Origin of the sequence: Caballeronia sp. GAWG2-1 (assembly GCF_023631405.1) — a bacterium.
GTDB lineage: Bacteria > Pseudomonadota > Gammaproteobacteria > Burkholderiales > Burkholderiaceae > Caballeronia.
Window position 1 is genome coordinate 44,081 of the sequence record NZ_JALQDD010000013.1, and the last position, 17,039, is coordinate 61,119.

The window sequence follows — 17,039 nt, forward strand, 5'->3', positions numbered from 1 at the left end:
AAAGAAATAGGAAAATACAATTGAGACGAGCACCCAATTGATGAAAAAGAAAGATTTTTAGGATTCCAGCGCTGCCCTCAGTAGCTTTCGTGTGTATTCCTCTGAAGGGTTCGAAAAAATCTTCTCTACTTCTCCCGCTTCCACGACAATTCCGTTTCTCATCACGGCCACGCGATGCGCCATTGCGCCGATCACTTCAAGGTCGTGGCTAATGAAAACATAACCGAGATTGTGCTTCTTCTGAATCTCGGCGAGCAGCGTCAGAACTTGCTGCTGGATAGAAACGTCTAGTGCACTCGTCGGTTCGTCGAGAATCAGAATGCTGGGTTCGAGCACCAATGCCCGCGCAATTGCGATGCGTTGCCGTTGTCCGCCGGAAAACTCGTGCGGATAACGCGTAAGCGCCGTCCGATCCATCCCCACCTCACGCAGCACGGCAATGACCTTGTCGCGCCGCGCCGGCGCCTTCAGTTCCGGCCGATGCAACGCAAGCCCCTCCCCGACGATTCGTTCCACCGTTTGACGAGGCGAAAGCGAGCTGAACGGGTCCTGAAACACCACTTGCAGATTCGACCGCAGCACGGTTTTTTCGCGTCCGCGAAAATCGCCGAGCGCGCGCCCCTGGAACTGCACCGCGCCGTTCGAGACGCGCTGCAAGCCGAGCAACGCCATGGCCAGCGTGGATTTGCCCGATCCCGATTCCCCGACGATGCCAAGCGTCTCGCCTTGCCGCACGGAAACGCTCACGTCGTCGACGGCTTTGAAGCGGCCGCGCCTGAACCAGCCGTTGATGCCTGGCAGTTTCGTCGCATAGTCGACCGACAGGTTTTTCGCGTCGAGCAAGACCGGCGCGATGGGCAGCACGGGCAGGACGTGGCGCTTCGGTTTGCTTTCGAGCAATCGCTGCGTGTACGGGTGCTGCGGCGAGGTGAAAATCTGCTCCACCGGCCCGCTTTCCACCAGAAGACCCTTCTCCATCACCGCGACGCGCTCCGCGAAGCGCCGCACGAGATTCAGATCGTGGGTGATCAGCAGCACGGCCATGCCGCGCTTCTCGGCTTCGTCACGCTGCAGTTCCAGCAGGAGATCGACGATCTGCGCGCGGATGGTCACGTCGAGCGCGGTGGTCGGCTCATCCGCGAGCAGAAGGCGCGGCCGGCACGCGAGCGCCATCGCGATCATCACGCGCTGACGCTGCCCGCCCGACAACTGATGCGGATAGCTGTCCACACGCCGTTCGGGCTCGGTGATGCCGGTACGCGCCAGCAACGCGATGGCACGCTGACGCCCCTCGCGCGGCGTCGCGCCGTCGTGCAACTGAATGGTCTCGCCGATCTGGTCGCCGACCGTGTAGAGCGGATTGAGCGCGGTCATCGGCTCCTGAAAGATCATCGCGATGTCGGAGCCGCGCAGGCCGCGCATCGCGTGCTCGCTCTTCGACAGCAACTCCTCGCCGTTGAAGCGAATGGAGCCGCTGAGTTCGGCATCGCGCACGAGGCGCAGGATCGCCAGTGCGGTCACGCTCTTGCCCGATCCCGATTCGCCGACGAGCGCCACGCGTTCGCCCGCGCGAATGTCAAGGCTCACGCCGTCGACCGCGACGGTATCGCCGAAACGCACGCGCAGGTCGTCGATCGCCAATAACGGTTCGCTCATGCTCGCGCTCACTTCGCGCCTCCGGCCTTCACCGCATCCGCAATCCGCGTGTCGAGCGCGTTGCGCAAGGCGTCGCCCATGAAAGTCAGAAGCAACAGGGTCGCTACCAGCACGCCGAAGGTGGACAGCGAAATCCACCACGCGTCGAGATTGGCCTTGCCTTGCGCGAGCAATTCACCAAGCGACGGCGTCGGCGACGGCACGCCCAAGCCGAGAAAATCGAGACTCGTGAGCGCGAGAATCGCTCCGCTCATGCGAAATGGCAGAAATGTGATGACGGGCGTCAGGCTATTGGGCAGCACATGCCGCCAGATGATCTGCCAGTTGGACAAACCCATCGCGCGCGCGGCGCGTACGTAGTCTTGCGTGCGGTTGCGCAGAAACTCCGCGCGCACGTAGTCCGAGAGCCCGATCCAGCCGAACAGCGACAGCAGGATGACCAGCAAGACGAGGCTCGGCTCGAAGATCGACGCGAAGATGATCAGCAGATAAAGCTCCGGCAACGCACTCCAGATTTCGATCAGCCGTTGCCCGGCGATGTCTGTCCGGCCGCCGAAGTAGCCCTGCACCGCGCCCGCCACCACGCCGAGCACCGTGCCGATGGCCGTCAGCACGAGCGCGAACAGCACCGATACGCGAAAGCCGTAGACGAGCCGTGCGAACACATCGCGCCCGCGGTCGTCGGTGCCGAGCCAGTTCTCGCGCGACGGCGGCGCGGGATTCGAGCCCTTCGAGAAGTAATTGAGCGTGTCGTAGTAATAGTGATTCGGCGGATAAACCGCGAAATTGCCCGGCGCGCTGAAGCGGTCGCGCACGAACGGGTCGAGATAATCGGCGGGCGTCGGATAGTCGCCGCCGAACGTCGTTTCCGCGTAGGTCTGCACGATCGGAAAATACAAGTGTCCCTGGTAGCGCACGACGAGCGGCTTGTCGTTCGACCAAAGCGGGCCGGCCAGGCTGATCGCGAACGCCACGACAAACACGATCAGACTCCAGTAGCCGAGCTTGTGCTGCCTGAAACGCATCCACACCCGCCGCGAAGGCGATGGCGAAACCGGCTCGCGCAAGGGCTGCGCATCGGCGGCGCCGCGTGAGGATCGTGAAGAAGCGGCTCGGTTCATCAGCGCTCCAGTTGCTCGAATTGAATGCGCGGATCGACCCAGACGTAGCAGAGGTCGGAGATGAGCTTGGTCGCAAGCCCGATCAGCGTGAAGAGATAGAGCGTGCCTAGCACGACGGGATAGTCGCGCCGCACCACGGATTCGTACGAGAGCAGCCCGAGTCCGTCGAGCGAGAACAGCGTTTCGATCAGCAGACTGCCCGTGAAGAATGCGCCGATAAACGCTGCGGGAAAGCCGACGATCAGCGGCAAGAGCGCATTGCGGAACACGTGCTTCCAAAGCACGCGTCTTTCGGAAAGGCCCTTCGCGCGCGCGGTGAGCACGTATTGCTTGCGGATTTCGTCGAGAAACGCGTTCTTGGTCAGCATGGTGACGATGGCGAAGCTGCCGACCACCGACGCCACCACCGGCAAGGTGATGTGCCAAAGATAATCGACGATCTTGCCGCCGAGCGAGAGCGTGGCCCAGTTATCCGAAGTGAGATTGCGCAACGGGAAAAGCTGCCAGAACGAGCCGCCGCCGAACAGCACGAGCAGCAGCACGCCGAGCACGAAGCCGGGAATCGCGAAACCGATCAGCACGATGAGACTCGTCGCCACGTCGAAGCGCGAGCCGTTTCTCACCGCCTTCGCTATCCCGAGCGGCACCGATATCAGATAAGTGATGAAAAACGTCCATACGCCGATGCTGATCGACACCGGCAGTTTCGACACGATCAGCGACCAGACGCTCTGATGCCGGAAGTAACTGTCGCCGAGATCGAAGCGCGCGAACTTGCCGAGCATCAGCCAGTAACGCTGCAAAGGCGGCTTGTCGAAGCCGTAGAGCGCCTTGAGTTGCGCGACCTGCTGGGCATCCACGCCAGTATGCGTGCGCAGCCCGAAGCCGCCGCCTTCCGCGTTGCCGCGCCGCAGATCGTGCACCGCCTGCTCGACAGGCCCGCCCGGCACGAACTGAATCACGACGAAGGTCAGCGTGAGCACGCCGATGAGCGTCGGGATCATCAACAGAATGCGTTTGAGTATGTAGCTCCACATGGCGCGCGGTCCTGTTATTTCGACGCGGCGGCTTTCGCCCACCACGCCGACACTACCCACTCTTCCGCCGTGTAGTAGAGCGGCAAGGTCGCGGGGTACTGAAGCGTATTGCGATACGCCACCCGATGCGTCGCCGAATACCAATGCGGCACCACGTAATAGCCATTCATCAGCACGCGATCGAGCGCGTGAGTGGCATCGACGAGTTGTTCGCGCGTCTGTGCGCCCACCACTTTTTGCAGAATCGCGTCGACCGCCTTCGACTTCACGCCGGCGAGATTGTCGGAGCCTTGCTCGTCGGCGGACTTGCTGCCGAAGCGCGAGACTTGCTCCGTGCCGGGAATCTGCACGTCGGGCATGCGCACGCTCGTGACGTCGAAATCGAACGCGTCGAGCCGTTTTTGGATCAGCGCGTAGTCGACAGTGCGAAAGTTCATCGTGATGCCGAGCTTTTGCAAATTGCGCCCGAACGCGGCGGCGACCGGTTCCATGGAGGCGCCGCCGCCCGTATCGTCGAGAATCTCGAACACGAAGGGCTCGCCCTTCGCATTGCGCAGCGCGCCATCGCGATACGTCCAGCCCGCCTCGGCGAGCAATCCGCGCGCCTTGATGAGGTTGGCGCGCAGCGATCCGGGCGGGTCGGTGTCGGGCTGACGCGGCATCTCGCCGAACACGGACGCATCGAGGTCCTTTTTGAGCGGATCGAGAATGGCGAGTTCGCCGTCGCTCGGCTTGCCCTTCGCCTGCAAGTCCGTATTGACGAAGAAGCTGTCGATGCGCCTGTACTGATTAAAGAACAGTTGCCGGTTGAGCCACTCGAAGTCGAGCGCGAGATCGAGCGCCTGACGCACGCGCACGTCCTTGAAGAGCGGCCGGCGCGTGTTCATGAAAAAGCCCTGCATGCCGGTGCCGTTATGCTGCGGGAATTCGCGCTTGATGAGTTCGCCGCTGTCGAAGCGCTTGCCGATATCGCGCCGCACCCAGCTTCGCGCAACGTATTCGACGAGCACGTCGTACTCGCCCGCCTTGAAGGCTTCGAGCCGCGCGACCGGGTCCGAATACAGCTTGTAGTGAATCTGCGCGAAATTGAACAAGCCCACGCGCACCGGCAACGCCGCGCCCCAGTAGTTCGGGTTGCGCTTGTACGAGATGGTGCGGCCGTTGTCGTATTGGTCGATCAAATACGCGCCGCTGCCGATCGGCTTCTGAAACGCGAGTTGATCGAACGGAATACGCGTGCCGTCGGGCTTCACTCCCCATTTGCGCGAAAACACGGGGATGCCGCCCGCGAGCAACGGCATCTCGCGCGTCGCGGTCTTGAATTCGAAGCGAATGGTCGATGCATCCACCACGACCGCGCGCGCGATCTGCCCGAAGTACACGGAGAACTGCGGCGCGGCGAGCGGGCTTTTCAGCGTCTCGAACGAGAACTTGACGTCCTCGGCGGTAACGGGATCGCCATTCGAGAAATGCGCTTTCGGGTTGATGTGGAACGTGGTGGACAGGCCATCGGGTGCGACGGCGATGTCGTCGGCAAGCAAGCCATAACCGGTCGATACTTCATCGAGACTGCCGGTGGTCAGGCTTTCGAACATCAGCGAGAGCCCCGGCGCGGGATTACCGCGCAAGGTGAACGGATTGAATTTGTCGAAGCTCGTCAGGCGGTTCGGATTGGCGAGTACGAGCGTGCCGTCGCGCGGCGCGTCGGGATTGACGTAATCGAAGTGACTGAAGCCGGCCGGATATTTCGGCTCGCCGTACTGTGCGTAGGCGTGCGCCGCCTCGGCCTGGTTCGCGCCCGAGACGATCGATCCGGCCAGCGCGAGCGCAATGGCCATGCGCCATGCGCGGGTTGGGCGGATCGTCGTGCGAGTCGTCATAAGCTCCTTGGGCGCCGGGTATCGCGCAATCGACGTTCGGGTCGGGCAGGCCATTGCGATGTGAGAGAATTCTACCCAAATCAAAAGCCGTGCGACCGTGGGTCAATTGCGCCGCACGCGCTTGAGGCTCACGCGGCGCGGGCAGATGCGGCTCGTTCGCCACCGTGCGCGACATTGACTTCAAAGGAGCATTCATGGGCTTTCTCGCTGGAAAACGAATTCTGCTGACGGGCTTGCTGTCGAACCGTTCGATTGCCTACGGCATCGCACAGGCCTGCAAGCGCGAAGGCGCGGAGCTGGCGTTCACCTATGTCGGCGAGCGTTTCAAGGATCGCATCACCGAATTCGCAACCGAATTCGAAAGCGATCTGATCTTTCCGTGCGATGTCGCGAACGACGCCGACATCGACGCACTCTTCGCGTCGCTCAAGGAACGCTGGGATTCGCTCGACGGTCTCGTGCATTCCATCGGCTTCGCGCCGCGTGAAGCGATCGCGGGCGACTTCCTCGACGGCATGACGCGCGAAAACTTCCGTATCGCGCACGACATTTCGGCGTACAGCTTTCCGGCGCTCGCCAAGGCGGCCAAGTCGATGCTGTCGGACAGTTCGTCGCTGCTCACGTTGAGCTACCTCGGCGCCGAGCGCGCGATTCCCAACTACAACACGATGGGTCTTGCCAAGGCATCGCTCGAAGCAAGCGTGCGCTATCTCGCGGCTTCGATGGGCAACAACGGCGTGCGCGTGAACGGCATCTCGGCCGGCCCCATCAAGACGCTCGCGGCCAGCGGCATCAAAGGCTTCGGCAAGATTCTCGATTTCGTCGAAAACAACGCGCCGCTCAAGCGCAACGTGACGATCGAACAAGTGGGTAACGTGGCGGCGTTCCTGCTGTCGGATCTCGCGGCCGGCGTGAGCGCGGAAATCGTGCACGTCGATGCGGGATTCAATGCGGTGGTCGGCGGTATGGCGGGCGTGACGGAATAACGCCTGCGGCGCTCGATCATGTGCAAAGGGCTGCTCTCTTGCTAGAGCGGCCCTTTTGTTTTGTGCGTCTGGGTTTTTGCGAATGGCGGCGTCGTGACAGCCGCTTATACAGCGCCATGCATGCGGGCGTGATCTTCGTGAACCTCGCCTCCGGGGACGTTGGCTTTGTGAAGAACGCCTTTGACAGCGTCGTCTAAAGACCCGCTATATCTGCCGACTCGGCAGCCAGACTGGACCAGCGCGTTCAATGCCTGCCATGCGGACCACCATGTCCGTTGCCATGACCATTGCCGTGTCCGTACCCGTTACCGTGTCCGTGTTGCGGCCCGCGATTGTAGCCATGCCCGTAACCGTGGCCGTGATAACGGTTCCAGTCGTTCCGGTTCCAGTAACGGCGCCCATCCCAATACCGGTTTCCATACCAGCCGATGACCACGGGCGGACGCGCATAAACCGGAGCCGGCTGGTAAATCACAGGCGGCGGAGGCGGCGCGTACACAGGCGCGGGTGCAACGTACACCGGCGCGGGGATGCCGACGTTCACGCCTACGTGTACATCGGCGTGCGCGGTGCCACTTATCGCTGACGCGGTCACGATCAACATGCCGCCCAGCACTCGCCCCATGACATTCACTTTCATCGCGTGGTCCTCGTTTTGTTTTGATTGGCTTGCGACAAAATATAACGGACGCCTTTCAGCGCAATATTTCAGCTTTGTAAGTTCTTCCCATGACGTGGCTCTCGTCAGGAGAAACCTTACCTTTTGTTACACGCTGCCGCGCGGCGACAAATAAAAAGCCACCCTTCGACCGGGTGGCTTTCTCTTAGCGCGACGTTCGCTCAATGGTCGTGATGACCGTGATCGTGATGATCGTAGTCGCGGCCGCCGTATCCGTGACCGCCGTGACCGTGGTTCCACTCGTCGCGGTTCCAATAGCGATGGCCATCCCAGTACTGGTCGCCATGCCATCCGATCACGATAGCCGGTTGCGCATAAACCGGCGGAGGCGGCGGCGCATAGACCACGGGCGGAGGCGGAGGCGCATAGACCGGCGCCGGCGCAACATATACGGGCGCGGGCACGCCGAGATTGATGCCGACGGAAACGCCCGCCATTGCCGCGCCGGACAGCGTCATACCACCGATGACGAACGCTCCTGCGAGCGCGGATGTCCTCAATACCTTGTTCATGTGAAGCCCACCTCGATGGGATGTTTGTTGTGTTGAGTGGACTATATCGAACGAACGCCTTTGCTTGTGTGCCACTTGGTAACGTCCCATTACCAATGCCTACCAGGCAAATGATTACGGAGAGTAAGGATCATGCACGCCGCGCGCCAATGAGAAACGGCGGCTCGTGAAAGCCGCCGTCAGGGACCGTGCAACGGGCACTAATTGGGCAGTTCCTGTCCGCGCGTTTCAGGCGCGAGCGGAATCACCGCGAGGCCGATGAGAAACGCGATACCCGTGAGCGCGATCGGCACGCCGAGCGTCTTCATATGCAGCACCATCGCGCCGATGCCGAAGTTCACAATCGCGCCGAAGAAGCGTCCCACCGACGTGCAGAATGCGAACGCCGTCGCCCGGACGCGCGTTTCGAACTGTTCCGGCAGCCACAGGCTGAAGAGCGCGAAGTTGCCGCCGAAGAAGCCGAGCACGACGAGCAGCGCAATGAACGGCACGAGCCCGTTCGGCAGATAGAACGCCCAGCCGAACGACAGGGCAATGGAAGCCGCCATGCCAACGAAATACACCGCGAGCGTCTTGCGCCGGCCGATGCGCTCTGCCATCGGCGGCAAGGCGAGACAGCCGATGATCGTGCCGATGGACAGCAAGCCCGTCGCGATCGACGCCATGCGCGCGGCTTCGGGCTTGCTCATGCCGGCCTTCGTCGCAAGCTGAATGACTGCCGACGGTTCATACACCGCGCCGGCCCACAGACCGATGATCGCCACGGTCAGCAGCACCGCCGCGACGATCGTGCGCTTGCGATACTGCGGCGAGAAGATCGTGCGCAACGAACCGTGCTGCTTGACGGCAGGCGCGCTCGTCGCTTCGGCACGCTGCCACTTGTCGGTTTCCTTCACGCGCAAGAGCACGAGAATCGATACGACGACCGGGAACAGTCCAACTAGAAACATCGCGCGCCAGCCGAATGCCGCGCCGATCGTGTAGTTGAGCGCGGCCGCCAGAAAGAAGCCCGCGTAATAGCCGGTTTGCAGATAACCCGCGCCCATCTTGCGACGATCTTCCGGCCATGCCTCGGCGACGTAGGTTCCGGCAAGCGCCCACTCCCCGCCTATGCCGACGCCCGCAAAGAAGCGATAAATGCCCAACTCCCAAACCGAATGCGATGTCGCGGCCAGCCCCGTGAAAATCGCGAACGTGAAAATGGTCGCGGCGAGCACCTTGGTGCGCCCGAAGCGATCGGCGAGCGGTCCCCAGATGAACGACAGTCCCCATCCGACCAGAAAGAGCGCGAAGAGTATGGAGCCTGCAAGACCGACGTTCGCGGGCGTGGCCGCGTAGCCTGAACGCGGCAGCAGTTCGGTGAGCGCGGGCGCAAGCACGAGCGCGTAGATGAACGAATCCATTCCATCGAGCGTCCAGCCGGCCCACGCACCCCAGAAGCCGGTGATCTGCGAGCGGTTGAGCGGGGTTTTGATCGGGCGCGAGGCGCGTAACTCTCGGTCCACCGTGGTTGGCATGGCCATGTCTCCGGAAAAGAATGATCGATACACGCGCGCTCTCGATTCTTGTCAGCCGCTCCCAGCTTAGGGAAAGCACCTTCTGTGAAGTCGCGCATCGTTTTATATATAATATTTGAACATTGACACGCGGCAAGTCCGCACTTACACCTAGCCATGCCGACAGATCTCTCCACTTCCGATGCAGCGCAGCCACTTGCATCGTTTCGTCACGCACAGTTCGAACCGCGCCAGAGCACGTCGCGCTTCATCGCGGATGCGTTGCGCACGGCTATCGTCGAGGGTGCGTTGCTGCCGGGCGAACCGCTGCGCCAGGACGCCATCGCACGGCAGTTTTCGGTGAGCGCGATTCCGGTGCGCGAAGCGTTCCGGCAGCTCGAAAGCGAAGGCTGGGTGACCATCGAGCCGAATCGTGGCGCGGCCGTCAGCCTGCAATCGGCCGACGAGGCGCGCGAGATCTACGAGATACGCGCGTCGCTCGAAAGCTTGGCGATCGGCATCGCGCTCGAACATCACACGGCGCAAACGCTCGCCGAATCGCAACGTCTGCTCGAAGCGGCGGAAAGCGAGCCGGACCCGGCGCTCTACGTCGTGCGCAACGAGCAGTTCCATATGAGCCTTTACGCGCCCGCGGACCGGCCGCGTCTGATGGAGCTGATCGGCCAGATGCATCGGCGCGGCGAACGTTATTTGCGGCTGAAGCTCGGCTTGCCGATTCACAAGGATTCGTCGGATGCGGAGCATCGCGCGATTCTTGCCGCGCTCGTCGCCCGCGATATCGAACAGGCGCAAACGCTCGTCGCGCGTCATCTGCTTGCGACAGGCGATTTGATCCACCGCTTTCTCGCCGATGCGCAAGCGCTTGCCGCGGCGAGCCATGTCAAGAAGAAGCGCCGCCCGCGCGCCGCGCCCGCAACGGCTTCTGCAACCTCTTTGAAGGAGGATCGATGAACTCGTCCCCGACGCCTGCCACGTCGCCCGCGCGCGACACGAGCCCGCAAACCCGGCAGTGGAACACGCGCGCGCAGGAAAAAGCGCGCCGCCTCAAGCTGATCGAACCGTGGCTCGACGGCTCGGTGCTCGCGACCGACCGTATCGTCGATGCCTTGCACGCGCTGATCGTCACGGGCGACCGCGTGGCGCTCGAAGGCAACAACCAGAAACAGGCCGACTTCCTCTCGCGCGCCTTCGCCAGACTCGATCCCGAACGCGTGCACGACGTTCATCTGCTGATTTCGAGCATCAGCCGCCCGGACCATCTCGCGCTGTTCGAACAGGGCATCGCGCGCAAGGTCGATTTCGCGTTCGCCGGTCCGCAAAGTCTGCGCGTCGCGCAACTGCTCGAAGACGGACAACTCGAGATCGGCGCGATCTATACGTATATCGAACTGTATGCGCGCATGTTCATCGACCTCACGCCGCAGGTGGCGCTCGTGTGCGCGGTGCAGGCAGACCGGCACGGCAATCTCTACACGGGCGCGAACACCGAAGACACGCCTACCATCGTCGAGGCCACCGCGTTCAGACATGGCATCGTGATCGCGCAGGTCAACGAGATCGTCGATGAACTGCCGCGCGTCGATATCCCCGGTTCGTGGATCGATGTCGTCGTGAAGGCAGACCGCCCGTTCGCCGTCGAGCCGCTCTTCACGCGCGATCCGCGGCATATCGGCGAGTTGCAGATTCTCATGGCGATGATGACCATTCGCGGCATCTACGACCGCTACGGCGTGACGTCGCTGAATCACGGCATCGGTTTCGATACGGCGGCCATCGAACTTCTGCTGCCGACATATGGCGAATCGCTCGGGCTGAAGGGAAAGATCTGCACGCACTGGGCGCTCAATCCGCATCCGACCTTGATCCCCGCGATCGAAAGCGGCTGGGTGCAGAGCGTGCACTGCTTCGGCAGCGAGGTCGGCATGGAGGACTACATCACGGCGCGGCCGGACGTGTTCTTCACCGGCCGCGATGGCAGCCTGCGTTCTAACCGCGTGTTCTGCCAGTTGGCAGGGCAATACGGCGTCGATCTCTTCATCGGTTCGACCCTGCAGATGGACGCCGACGCCAACTCGTCCACCGTCACGCTCGGGCGGCTGGCGGGTTTCGGCGGCGCGCCCAACATGGGCCACGATCCACGCGGCCGCCGTCATTCGAGCGAGGCGTGGCTCAAGCTGCTGAAAAACGACGGCCCGAACCCGGCCATCGCGCGCGGTCACAAGCTCGTCGTGCAGACCGCCGAGACGTACAAGAAAGGCGGCGAGCCGACCATCGTCGATGCATTGGATGCCATCGCCGTCGGTGAAAAAAGCAACATGCCGATCGCGCCTGTCATGATCTACGGCGACGATGTCACGCACGTCGTGACGGAAGAAGGCATCGCGTATCTGCATGCGGCCGAAGGCGTCGATGAGCGCCGCGCCGCGCTTGCCGCCGTGGCGGGCGTCACGCCCATCGGCGTGCGCGCGGATGCGAAGAAGACGGCGGAGTTGAGAAGGCGCGGCATCGTCGCATTGCCGGAAGACCTCGGCGTGCGGCGCGGCGAAGCGAAGCGTTCGCTGCTCGCGGCACGCAGTATCGACGACCTGGTGGCGTGGTCGGGCGGTCTGTATGCGCCGCCTGCGCGCTTCAGAAGCTGGTGAGCGCGATGAATTCGTGTATGTCTGACCGTGAAGACAAAGCGTCGAGCCTTTGCGTGGTTGCCGACATTCCCGCTGGCGTGTGTTCGTGGAACGCAGAGGCGCGGCTCGATGACGCCACGCATGCGAACCCGTCGAATTCGCGTGCCGTCGCAGCGCACGCCAATACCGGAGCCGCTGCCCGCCCGAGCATGGGCCATGCGATGCAAACGGCGCTAGCGTCGCGCGAAGCCACTCGGTTCGCCCACTTGCAGCCGATCGCGCCCGATGCCATCGCGACCCGCGCCGTGGCCGCGCTCATCGACGAAGCGTGTCTCACACCGAAACCCGCATTGGTAGACCGGCGCGGCAGCGGCGCGCATCGCGATTTGTCGCTCGACATCATGTTGCGCTCGGCAAAAGCGTTGCACCCCACGTTTGTCGCCATCGCTCGCGCGTCGGCCGATCTCGACCCGTCGCAGACGTTACGCGAACAGCTTGCACGCATTGGCCGCGAAGGCGAGATTGCGATGATGCGCGCGACCGCCGGCAGCAACGCGCATCGCGGTGCGATCTGGATCGTCGGCTTGCTGTGCGCCGGCGCGACAATGCATGCGCCCGACGACAGCGCGGCGATCTGCGCAAGCGCGGCACGCATCGCGCGCTTCAAGGATCGTTACGCGCCCGCGTCGGCACAAACGAGTCACGGCGCGCGCGTGTCGACGCGATACCGTGTGGCGGGCGCGCGCGGCGAAGCGTGCGATGGCTTTCCGCATGCGCTCGAAATCGGGCTGCCCGCGCTCGATGCAGCCCGTCGCCGCAATCTCGATGAAAACGACGCGCGCCTCGAAGCGCTCGTCGCGATCATGGCGTCGCTCGACGATACCTGTCTCCTGCATCGCGGCGGCATGACGGCGCTGCGGGTCGCGCAACACGGCGCGCGTCGTGTGCTCGACGCAGGCGGCGTTGCATCGGCGAGCGGCAAGACAGCGCTTCACGAACTCGACCGCGAACTGCTCGCGCTCGATGCATCGCCTGGCGGCGCCGCCGACTTGCTTGCGGCGACGCTCTTTCTCGACAGTCTCAGGCGCTTGCATTGATTCGCAACGCGCGCATCGAAGAGGAACGATGATGGAAAACATCCGATACGAATACCCCGCCACCCGCCCCGTGCCGCGTCGCGCGCACGTCGGCGTGGTCGGCTCGGGCGATCTCGAAGTGCTGCTCTCGCCATCGGCGACAGCGAATGCGGAAGTGGTGATCCGCACGAGCGTCGACGGCTACGAGCATGTCTGGAAGAGTGTGCTCGACCGTTTTTTTCAGCGATACGACGGCGCCGCGAAACTCGAACTCAACGACTTCGGCGCGACGCCCGGCGTGGTCATGCTGCGCCTGAATGAAGCCGTCGAAGCCAGCGAGGGCACGCCATGAACGCTCACGACACCTTTCTCGCGCGTCACAGCTTCATCGAGATGACCGCGCGCGAACGCGCCCGCGCCCTGCTCGATGCCGGCACCTTTCGCGAACTGCTCGGCCCCTTCGACCGGCTCGAATCGCCGTGGCTTGCCATGCAGAACGTCGTCTGCCAGTCCGACGACGGCGCGGTGATCGCGCGCGGCATGCTCGATGGCGAACCCGCCGTGATCGCGGCGATCGAACCCGCGTTTCAGGGCGGCAGCATCGGCGAAGTCTCGGGCGCGAAGATCGCGGCCGCGCTCGAAATGGCGCTCGGCGAATTCGAAGCGGGCCGCGCGATCCGTCCCGTCGTACTGTTCGAAACGGGCGGCGTGCGTCTGCAGGAGGCGAACCTCGGGCTTGCGGCCATCGCCGAGATTCAGGCGGCGATCGTCGCGTTGCGGCGGCACGTGCCGGTGGTCGGCGTGATCGGCGGCATGGTCGGCTGCTTCGGCGGCATGTCGCTCGCGGCGGCGCTCTGCACCGAACTCGTGATGACGCGGCAGGCGCGCCTTGGCATGAACGGGCCGGAAGTGATCGAACAGGAAGCGGGCATCGAGGAGCTCGATTCGAACGACCGGCGCCTCATCTGGTCGATGATTGGCGGAGAAGAACGCGCGGCGGTCGGCCTCGTCGATGCGCTCGTCGAAGACGATACCGCGCAAGTACGCGACGCGGTGCTGGCGGCGTTCGCGCGCGGCGTGCCGACGCGTCATCGCACCGAGGATGTGGACGGTTTCATCGAGCGTCTGGCGCGCGTGAACCCGGACGCCATCGATCCCGAAACGCTGCGCACGCTCTGGAGTGCATCACGATGAACACGACAACTCTCTCGCGCGGCGAACGCTGGATCGACGCGCTGACTTCGCCTGCGTCCGGCGCGCAAGCCGGTCCGATTCGCGCGCGTGGCGGGCTTTTGAACGGCGAGCACGCGCATTTTCTCGCCGTCGTGCCCGATCCGGACAACCGCTTTCCACGCGCCCGCGACAACGTCGTCGGCCTCGAACAGGGATGGCTGTTGGCGCGCGCGGTGCGCGAGGTTATCGACGCGGATCGCGAGCGTGACGTGAAGCGTCCGATTGTCGCCGTCGTCGATGTCAAAAGTCAGGCTTATGGCCGGCGCGAGGAACTGCTCGGCGTGCATCTTGCCTGCGCCGCTGCCGTCGATGCTTATGCGAGCGCGCGTCTTGCGGGTCATCCGGTGATTGCGTTGATCGTCGGGCCGGCCATGTCGGGCGCGTATTTGGCGCACGGTTATCAGGCGAACCGGATCGTCGCGCTCGATTCACCCGGCACCGCCGTGCATGCAATGGGTCGCGAAGCAGCCGCGCGCGTCACGCGGCGCAGCGTGGAAAGTCTGGATGCGCTCGGCGACACCGTCTTGCCGATGTCGTACAAGATGAGCGCTTATGCAAAGCTCGGATTGCTGCATGAACTGATCGAAGGCGTCGATGCGGATGCGCCCTCGGCGGCCGAGATCGAGCGCGTGAAGGCATCGCTTGCGGCGGCCGTGAACGATGCGCGCGGTGCTTTGCGTGATCTGTCGAGCCGGCTTGGTTCTGCCGATGCGAAGCGCACGCGGGCTGCGTCGGTCGAGGTGCGCAAGCGGATGCGTGAGCAGTGGGATGAAGCTTGAGTCGGGGCGGTGCCCCATGCGGCTTGGCGCATCGAGAATGGCTTGTCACGCACCGATGAAGCAGCTGTCACCGACGATAAGCTCCGCTTCGACGCAACATGCAAGAGGCCTTTGTGCGGCCCGTTTGCCGCGCATCGTTCAATACGGTCGCGCGATTCGTGACTGCGCGTACCCAGCGAGCGTCACCGATGAGAACAATGATGAACGCCAGGCAGCATGAGATGCGGCCACATGACCTGCTGAAGATCGACACGCTGTCGTCATCGGCCGGAGGCGGCGCGGATGTCGCGGCCTCGCTTCTCTTCGCGCCCAACGTGCCGTCCTGGGTCGCCACCTCGCTCGCGCACTCACCCTTCGTCGTCGTCCGCCGTGCGCCGCGCCTGGGCGACGCAATTCCCATCGGCGTACGCGGTTCGACGCGCGGCGAGCGCTTCGGCGCGTGGATCGATCCACGATCGATCGCGTCTGCGTTGTCTCCCGAAGCCTTGCTCGAACGCACGCCCGATTCGCACCGCGCACACTTGCCCGCGTTCGCGCTTCTGCGGGCAATCTCGTCTTCGATCCAGGCAACGGGACTCGCCTGGGGCCCCGCCGGCAGCACAGGCTTCGAACTCGCGAGCGGTACACCCACGGTCACACCGGAAAGCGATCTCGACATCGTGATTCGCGTGCCCTCGCCGCTTTCGCGCGATGCAGCCGCCGCGCTTCTCGACACACTGTCGCGAACCGCGCGGGAGATCGGCACGCGCATCGACGTGCAGATCGAAACGCCGGAAGCCGCCTTCTCGCTCGCGGAATTCGCGCGCGCGAATCTACGCGTGATGCTGCGTCACGCCGACGGGCCGCGACTCGTCGCCGATCCGTGGGCAGCCGCATGATCGCGTATCTCTTTCCGGGACAGGGTGCGCAGACGCCAGGCTTTTTGCATCGGCTGGGCGGCGAGCAACCGCATCCGGTCATCGGGCAGACGCTCGCCGAAGCATCCGACATCCTCGGCGAAAACATCCTGCAACTCGATGACGCCACCGCGCTTGAGTCGACCGTCGCGGTGCAAGTCACGTTACTGGCGGCAGGCGTGGCGGCGGCGCGCGCGCTCGCGGCCGAAGGTATCGAGCCGGAAGCCGTCGCGGGTTTGTCGGTCGGCGCGTATGGCGCGGCGGTGGCGAGCGGCGCCGTTGCGTTCGACGATGCCCTGCGCCTCGTTCGCCTGCGCGCGACGCTCATGCAGAACGCGTATCCGCACGGCTACGGCATGCTGGCGGTGCTCGGCCTGAACGAACGAGAGATTGCACGCGTGATCGCCGACGGTCACGCCGATGCCTATGTCGGTAATCTGAACGCGCCGCGTCAAATCGTCGTATCCGGCAGCGATGATGCGCTCGAAGCCGTGAGCCGCCTCGCGCTCGAACGCGGTGCGCGCAAGGCCGAACGGTTAGCGGTGAGCGTGCCTTCGCATTGCGTGCTGCTCGAAGACGCGGCCACGCAATTGATCGAAGCTGCCGCGAAAGTCCGCTTCGATGCGCCACGCGTTCCATATGTCGGCAATCGCGGCGCACGCGTGCTGCGTCGCGCCGATGCCGTGCGCGACGACCTCGCGACCAACTTGCGCTATCCGGTGCGGTGGCACGAATCGACCATCGCGCTGTTCGAACTCGGCGCAAATGTCTTCGTCGAAATGCCGCCCGGCCACACGCTGACGCAACTCGCAAGCGACGCCCTGCCCGATGCGCAGGCGCTATCCATGGACGCCGCGTCCACTCATCCGACCGCCGCTCGCGTACGCGCGGCAAACCAGCGCGCCGCAGATTGATCCGCTTTTTTCGCACTTTTCCGACAGCGAATTGTCAACGACCGTAAGCAAAATCAGAATGTTCCGCTAGCTTTTTGTTCGACGGACATCGACGATGCCGCTCCGTGCGCGAAGCATCGCGTCACGGACGCC

16 protein-coding genes are annotated in these 17,039 nt (G+C 63.6%); 9 read left to right on the top strand and 7 right to left on the bottom strand.

Features of this window, described 5'->3' with window-relative positions; all coding sequences use genetic code 11:
* Window positions 1-57 precede the first annotated feature (57 nt).
* The 4 genes from NCR98_RS08550 to NCR98_RS08565 are packed head-to-tail and all read right to left on the bottom strand — an operon-like array spanning window position 58 to window position 5,652.
* Window positions 58-1,656, bottom strand: a complete 1,599-nt coding sequence (locus NCR98_RS08550) for an ABC transporter ATP-binding protein (RefSeq protein ID WP_250525972.1) — start codon at window positions 1,654-1,656, stop codon at window positions 58-60.
* An 8-nt stretch (window positions 1,657-1,664) separates the two neighbouring features.
* Complete coding sequence (locus tag NCR98_RS08555) at window positions 1,665-2,777, bottom strand: ABC transporter permease (protein ID WP_250465141.1); 1,113 nt, start codon at window positions 2,775-2,777, stop codon at window positions 1,665-1,667.
* On the bottom strand, window positions 2,777-3,814 hold the full coding sequence (locus NCR98_RS08560) for a microcin C ABC transporter permease YejB (protein ID WP_244825509.1): 1,038 nt from the start codon (window positions 3,812-3,814) through the stop codon (window positions 2,777-2,779). The genes NCR98_RS08555 and NCR98_RS08560 overlap by 1 nt, the downstream gene beginning before the upstream one ends.
* Window positions 3,815-3,828: 14 nt before the next feature.
* Window positions 3,829-5,652 carry an extracellular solute-binding protein gene (locus NCR98_RS08565; RefSeq protein ID WP_250465300.1) on the bottom strand — a complete coding sequence of 608 codons (1,824 nt, stop codon included), beginning with the start codon at window positions 5,650-5,652 and terminating at the stop codon, window positions 3,829-3,831.
* A 236-nt stretch (window positions 5,653-5,888) separates the two neighbouring features.
* On the opposite strand from NCR98_RS08565, the gene fabI reads away from it, so the two are divergent.
* The gene (gene fabI, locus NCR98_RS08570) at window positions 5,889-6,680 is read left to right on the top strand and encodes an enoyl-ACP reductase FabI (protein ID WP_244825511.1); all 792 of its coding nucleotides are present in this window, start codon (window positions 5,889-5,891) and stop codon (window positions 6,678-6,680) included.
* Between the two features lie 244 nt (window positions 6,681-6,924).
* Here fabI and NCR98_RS08575 read toward each other — a convergent pair whose 3' ends face one another.
* The 3 genes from NCR98_RS08575 to NCR98_RS08585 all read right to left on the bottom strand — a co-directional run bounded on the left by NCR98_RS08575 (window position 6,925) and on the right by NCR98_RS08585 (window position 9,388).
* On the bottom strand, window positions 6,925-7,320 hold the full coding sequence (locus NCR98_RS08575; RefSeq protein ID WP_244825513.1) for a hypothetical protein: 396 nt from the start codon (window positions 7,318-7,320) through the stop codon (window positions 6,925-6,927).
* A 200-nt stretch (window positions 7,321-7,520) separates the two neighbouring features.
* Window positions 7,521-7,871: a hypothetical protein gene (locus NCR98_RS08580; protein WP_370652022.1), complete on the bottom strand. Its 351-nt coding sequence runs from the start codon at window positions 7,869-7,871 to the stop codon at window positions 7,521-7,523.
* Window positions 7,872-8,071: 200 nt separating this feature from the next.
* Window positions 8,072-9,388 (bottom strand): MFS transporter, encoded by a 1,317-nt coding sequence (locus NCR98_RS08585; RefSeq protein WP_244825515.1) that lies wholly within the window; start codon window positions 9,386-9,388, stop codon window positions 8,072-8,074.
* A gap of 156 nt (window positions 9,389-9,544) precedes the next feature.
* On the opposite strand from NCR98_RS08585, the gene NCR98_RS08590 reads away from it, so the two are divergent.
* The 8 genes from NCR98_RS08590 (at window position 9,545) to mdcH (ending at window position 16,907) form a co-directional block, all read left to right on the top strand.
* Entirely contained in the window at window positions 9,545-10,339 is a 795-nt protein-coding gene (locus NCR98_RS08590; protein ID WP_244825517.1) for a GntR family transcriptional regulator, read from the top strand.
* On the top strand, window positions 10,336-12,030 hold the full coding sequence (gene mdcA, locus NCR98_RS08595; protein WP_250492536.1) for a malonate decarboxylase subunit alpha: 1,695 nt from the start codon (window positions 10,336-10,338) through the stop codon (window positions 12,028-12,030). The genes NCR98_RS08590 and mdcA overlap by 4 nt, the downstream gene beginning before the upstream one ends.
* A gap of 200 nt (window positions 12,031-12,230) precedes the next feature.
* Window positions 12,231-13,106 (top strand): triphosphoribosyl-dephospho-CoA synthase, encoded by an 876-nt coding sequence (locus tag NCR98_RS08600; protein WP_250526096.1) that lies wholly within the window; start codon window positions 12,231-12,233, stop codon window positions 13,104-13,106.
* Between the two features lie 31 nt (window positions 13,107-13,137).
* Window positions 13,138-13,437 carry a malonate decarboxylase subunit delta gene (locus NCR98_RS08605; RefSeq protein ID WP_244828068.1) on the top strand — a complete coding sequence of 100 codons (300 nt, stop codon included), beginning with the start codon at window positions 13,138-13,140 and terminating at the stop codon, window positions 13,435-13,437.
* Window positions 13,434-14,279 carry a biotin-independent malonate decarboxylase subunit beta gene (locus tag NCR98_RS08610; RefSeq protein ID WP_250525973.1) on the top strand — a complete coding sequence of 282 codons (846 nt, stop codon included), beginning with the start codon at window positions 13,434-13,436 and terminating at the stop codon, window positions 14,277-14,279. Before NCR98_RS08605 ends, NCR98_RS08610 begins: the two co-directional genes overlap by 4 nt.
* A complete protein-coding gene (gene mdcE / locus NCR98_RS08615) occupies window positions 14,276-15,097 on the top strand; it encodes a biotin-independent malonate decarboxylase subunit gamma (protein WP_250465148.1) in 822 nt (273 codons plus the stop codon). The genes NCR98_RS08610 and mdcE overlap by 4 nt, the downstream gene beginning before the upstream one ends.
* A 197-nt stretch (window positions 15,098-15,294) precedes the next feature.
* Window positions 15,295-15,975: a malonate decarboxylase holo-ACP synthase gene (locus NCR98_RS08620; protein ID WP_250525974.1), complete on the top strand. Its 681-nt coding sequence runs from the start codon at window positions 15,295-15,297 to the stop codon at window positions 15,973-15,975.
* Window positions 15,972-16,907 carry a malonate decarboxylase subunit epsilon gene (gene mdcH / locus NCR98_RS08625; RefSeq protein ID WP_250525975.1) on the top strand — a complete coding sequence of 312 codons (936 nt, stop codon included), beginning with the start codon at window positions 15,972-15,974 and terminating at the stop codon, window positions 16,905-16,907. Before NCR98_RS08620 ends, mdcH begins: the two co-directional genes overlap by 4 nt.
* The last annotated feature ends 132 nt before the right edge of the window (window positions 16,908-17,039 follow it).

Excerpts from the sequence above, each read along its gene's own strand:
- NCR98_RS08610 (WP_250525973.1), top strand. The coding sequence starts at position 13,434 with ATGAACGCTCACGACACCTTTCTCGCGCGTCACAGCTTCATCGAGATG.
- NCR98_RS08590 (WP_244825517.1), top strand. The coding sequence starts at position 9,545 with ATGCCGACAGATCTCTCCACTTCCGATGCAGCGCAGCCACTTGCATCG.
- mdcE (WP_250465148.1), top strand. The coding sequence starts at position 14,276 with ATGAACACGACAACTCTCTCGCGCGGCGAACGCTGGATCGACGCGCTG.
- fabI (WP_244825511.1), top strand. The coding sequence starts at position 5,889 with ATGGGCTTTCTCGCTGGAAAACGAATTCTGCTGACGGGCTTGCTGTCG.
- mdcA (WP_250492536.1), top strand. The coding sequence starts at position 10,336 with ATGAACTCGTCCCCGACGCCTGCCACGTCGCCCGCGCGCGACACGAGC.
- NCR98_RS08600 (WP_250526096.1), top strand. The coding sequence starts at position 12,231 with ATGCAAACGGCGCTAGCGTCGCGCGAAGCCACTCGGTTCGCCCACTTG.
- NCR98_RS08620 (WP_250525974.1), top strand. The coding sequence starts at position 15,295 with ATGATGAACGCCAGGCAGCATGAGATGCGGCCACATGACCTGCTGAAG.
- NCR98_RS08580 (WP_370652022.1), bottom strand. The coding sequence starts at position 7,871 with ATGAACAAGGTATTGAGGACATCCGCGCTCGCAGGAGCGTTCGTCATC.
- NCR98_RS08585 (WP_244825515.1), bottom strand. The coding sequence starts at position 9,388 with ATGCCAACCACGGTGGACCGAGAGTTACGCGCCTCGCGCCCGATCAAA.
- NCR98_RS08605 (WP_244828068.1), top strand. The coding sequence starts at position 13,138 with ATGGAAAACATCCGATACGAATACCCCGCCACCCGCCCCGTGCCGCGT.
- mdcH (WP_250525975.1), top strand. The coding sequence starts at position 15,972 with ATGATCGCGTATCTCTTTCCGGGACAGGGTGCGCAGACGCCAGGCTTT.
- NCR98_RS08575 (WP_244825513.1), bottom strand. The coding sequence starts at position 7,320 with ATGAAAGTGAATGTCATGGGGCGAGTGCTGGGCGGCATGTTGATCGTG.
- NCR98_RS08550 (WP_250525972.1), bottom strand. The coding sequence starts at position 1,656 with ATGAGCGAACCGTTATTGGCGATCGACGACCTGCGCGTGCGTTTCGGC.
- NCR98_RS08555 (WP_250465141.1), bottom strand. The coding sequence starts at position 2,777 with ATGAACCGAGCCGCTTCTTCACGATCCTCACGCGGCGCCGCCGATGCG.
- NCR98_RS08560 (WP_244825509.1), bottom strand. The coding sequence starts at position 3,814 with ATGTGGAGCTACATACTCAAACGCATTCTGTTGATGATCCCGACGCTC.
- NCR98_RS08565 (WP_250465300.1), bottom strand. The coding sequence starts at position 5,652 with ATGGCCATTGCGCTCGCGCTGGCCGGATCGATCGTCTCGGGCGCGAAC.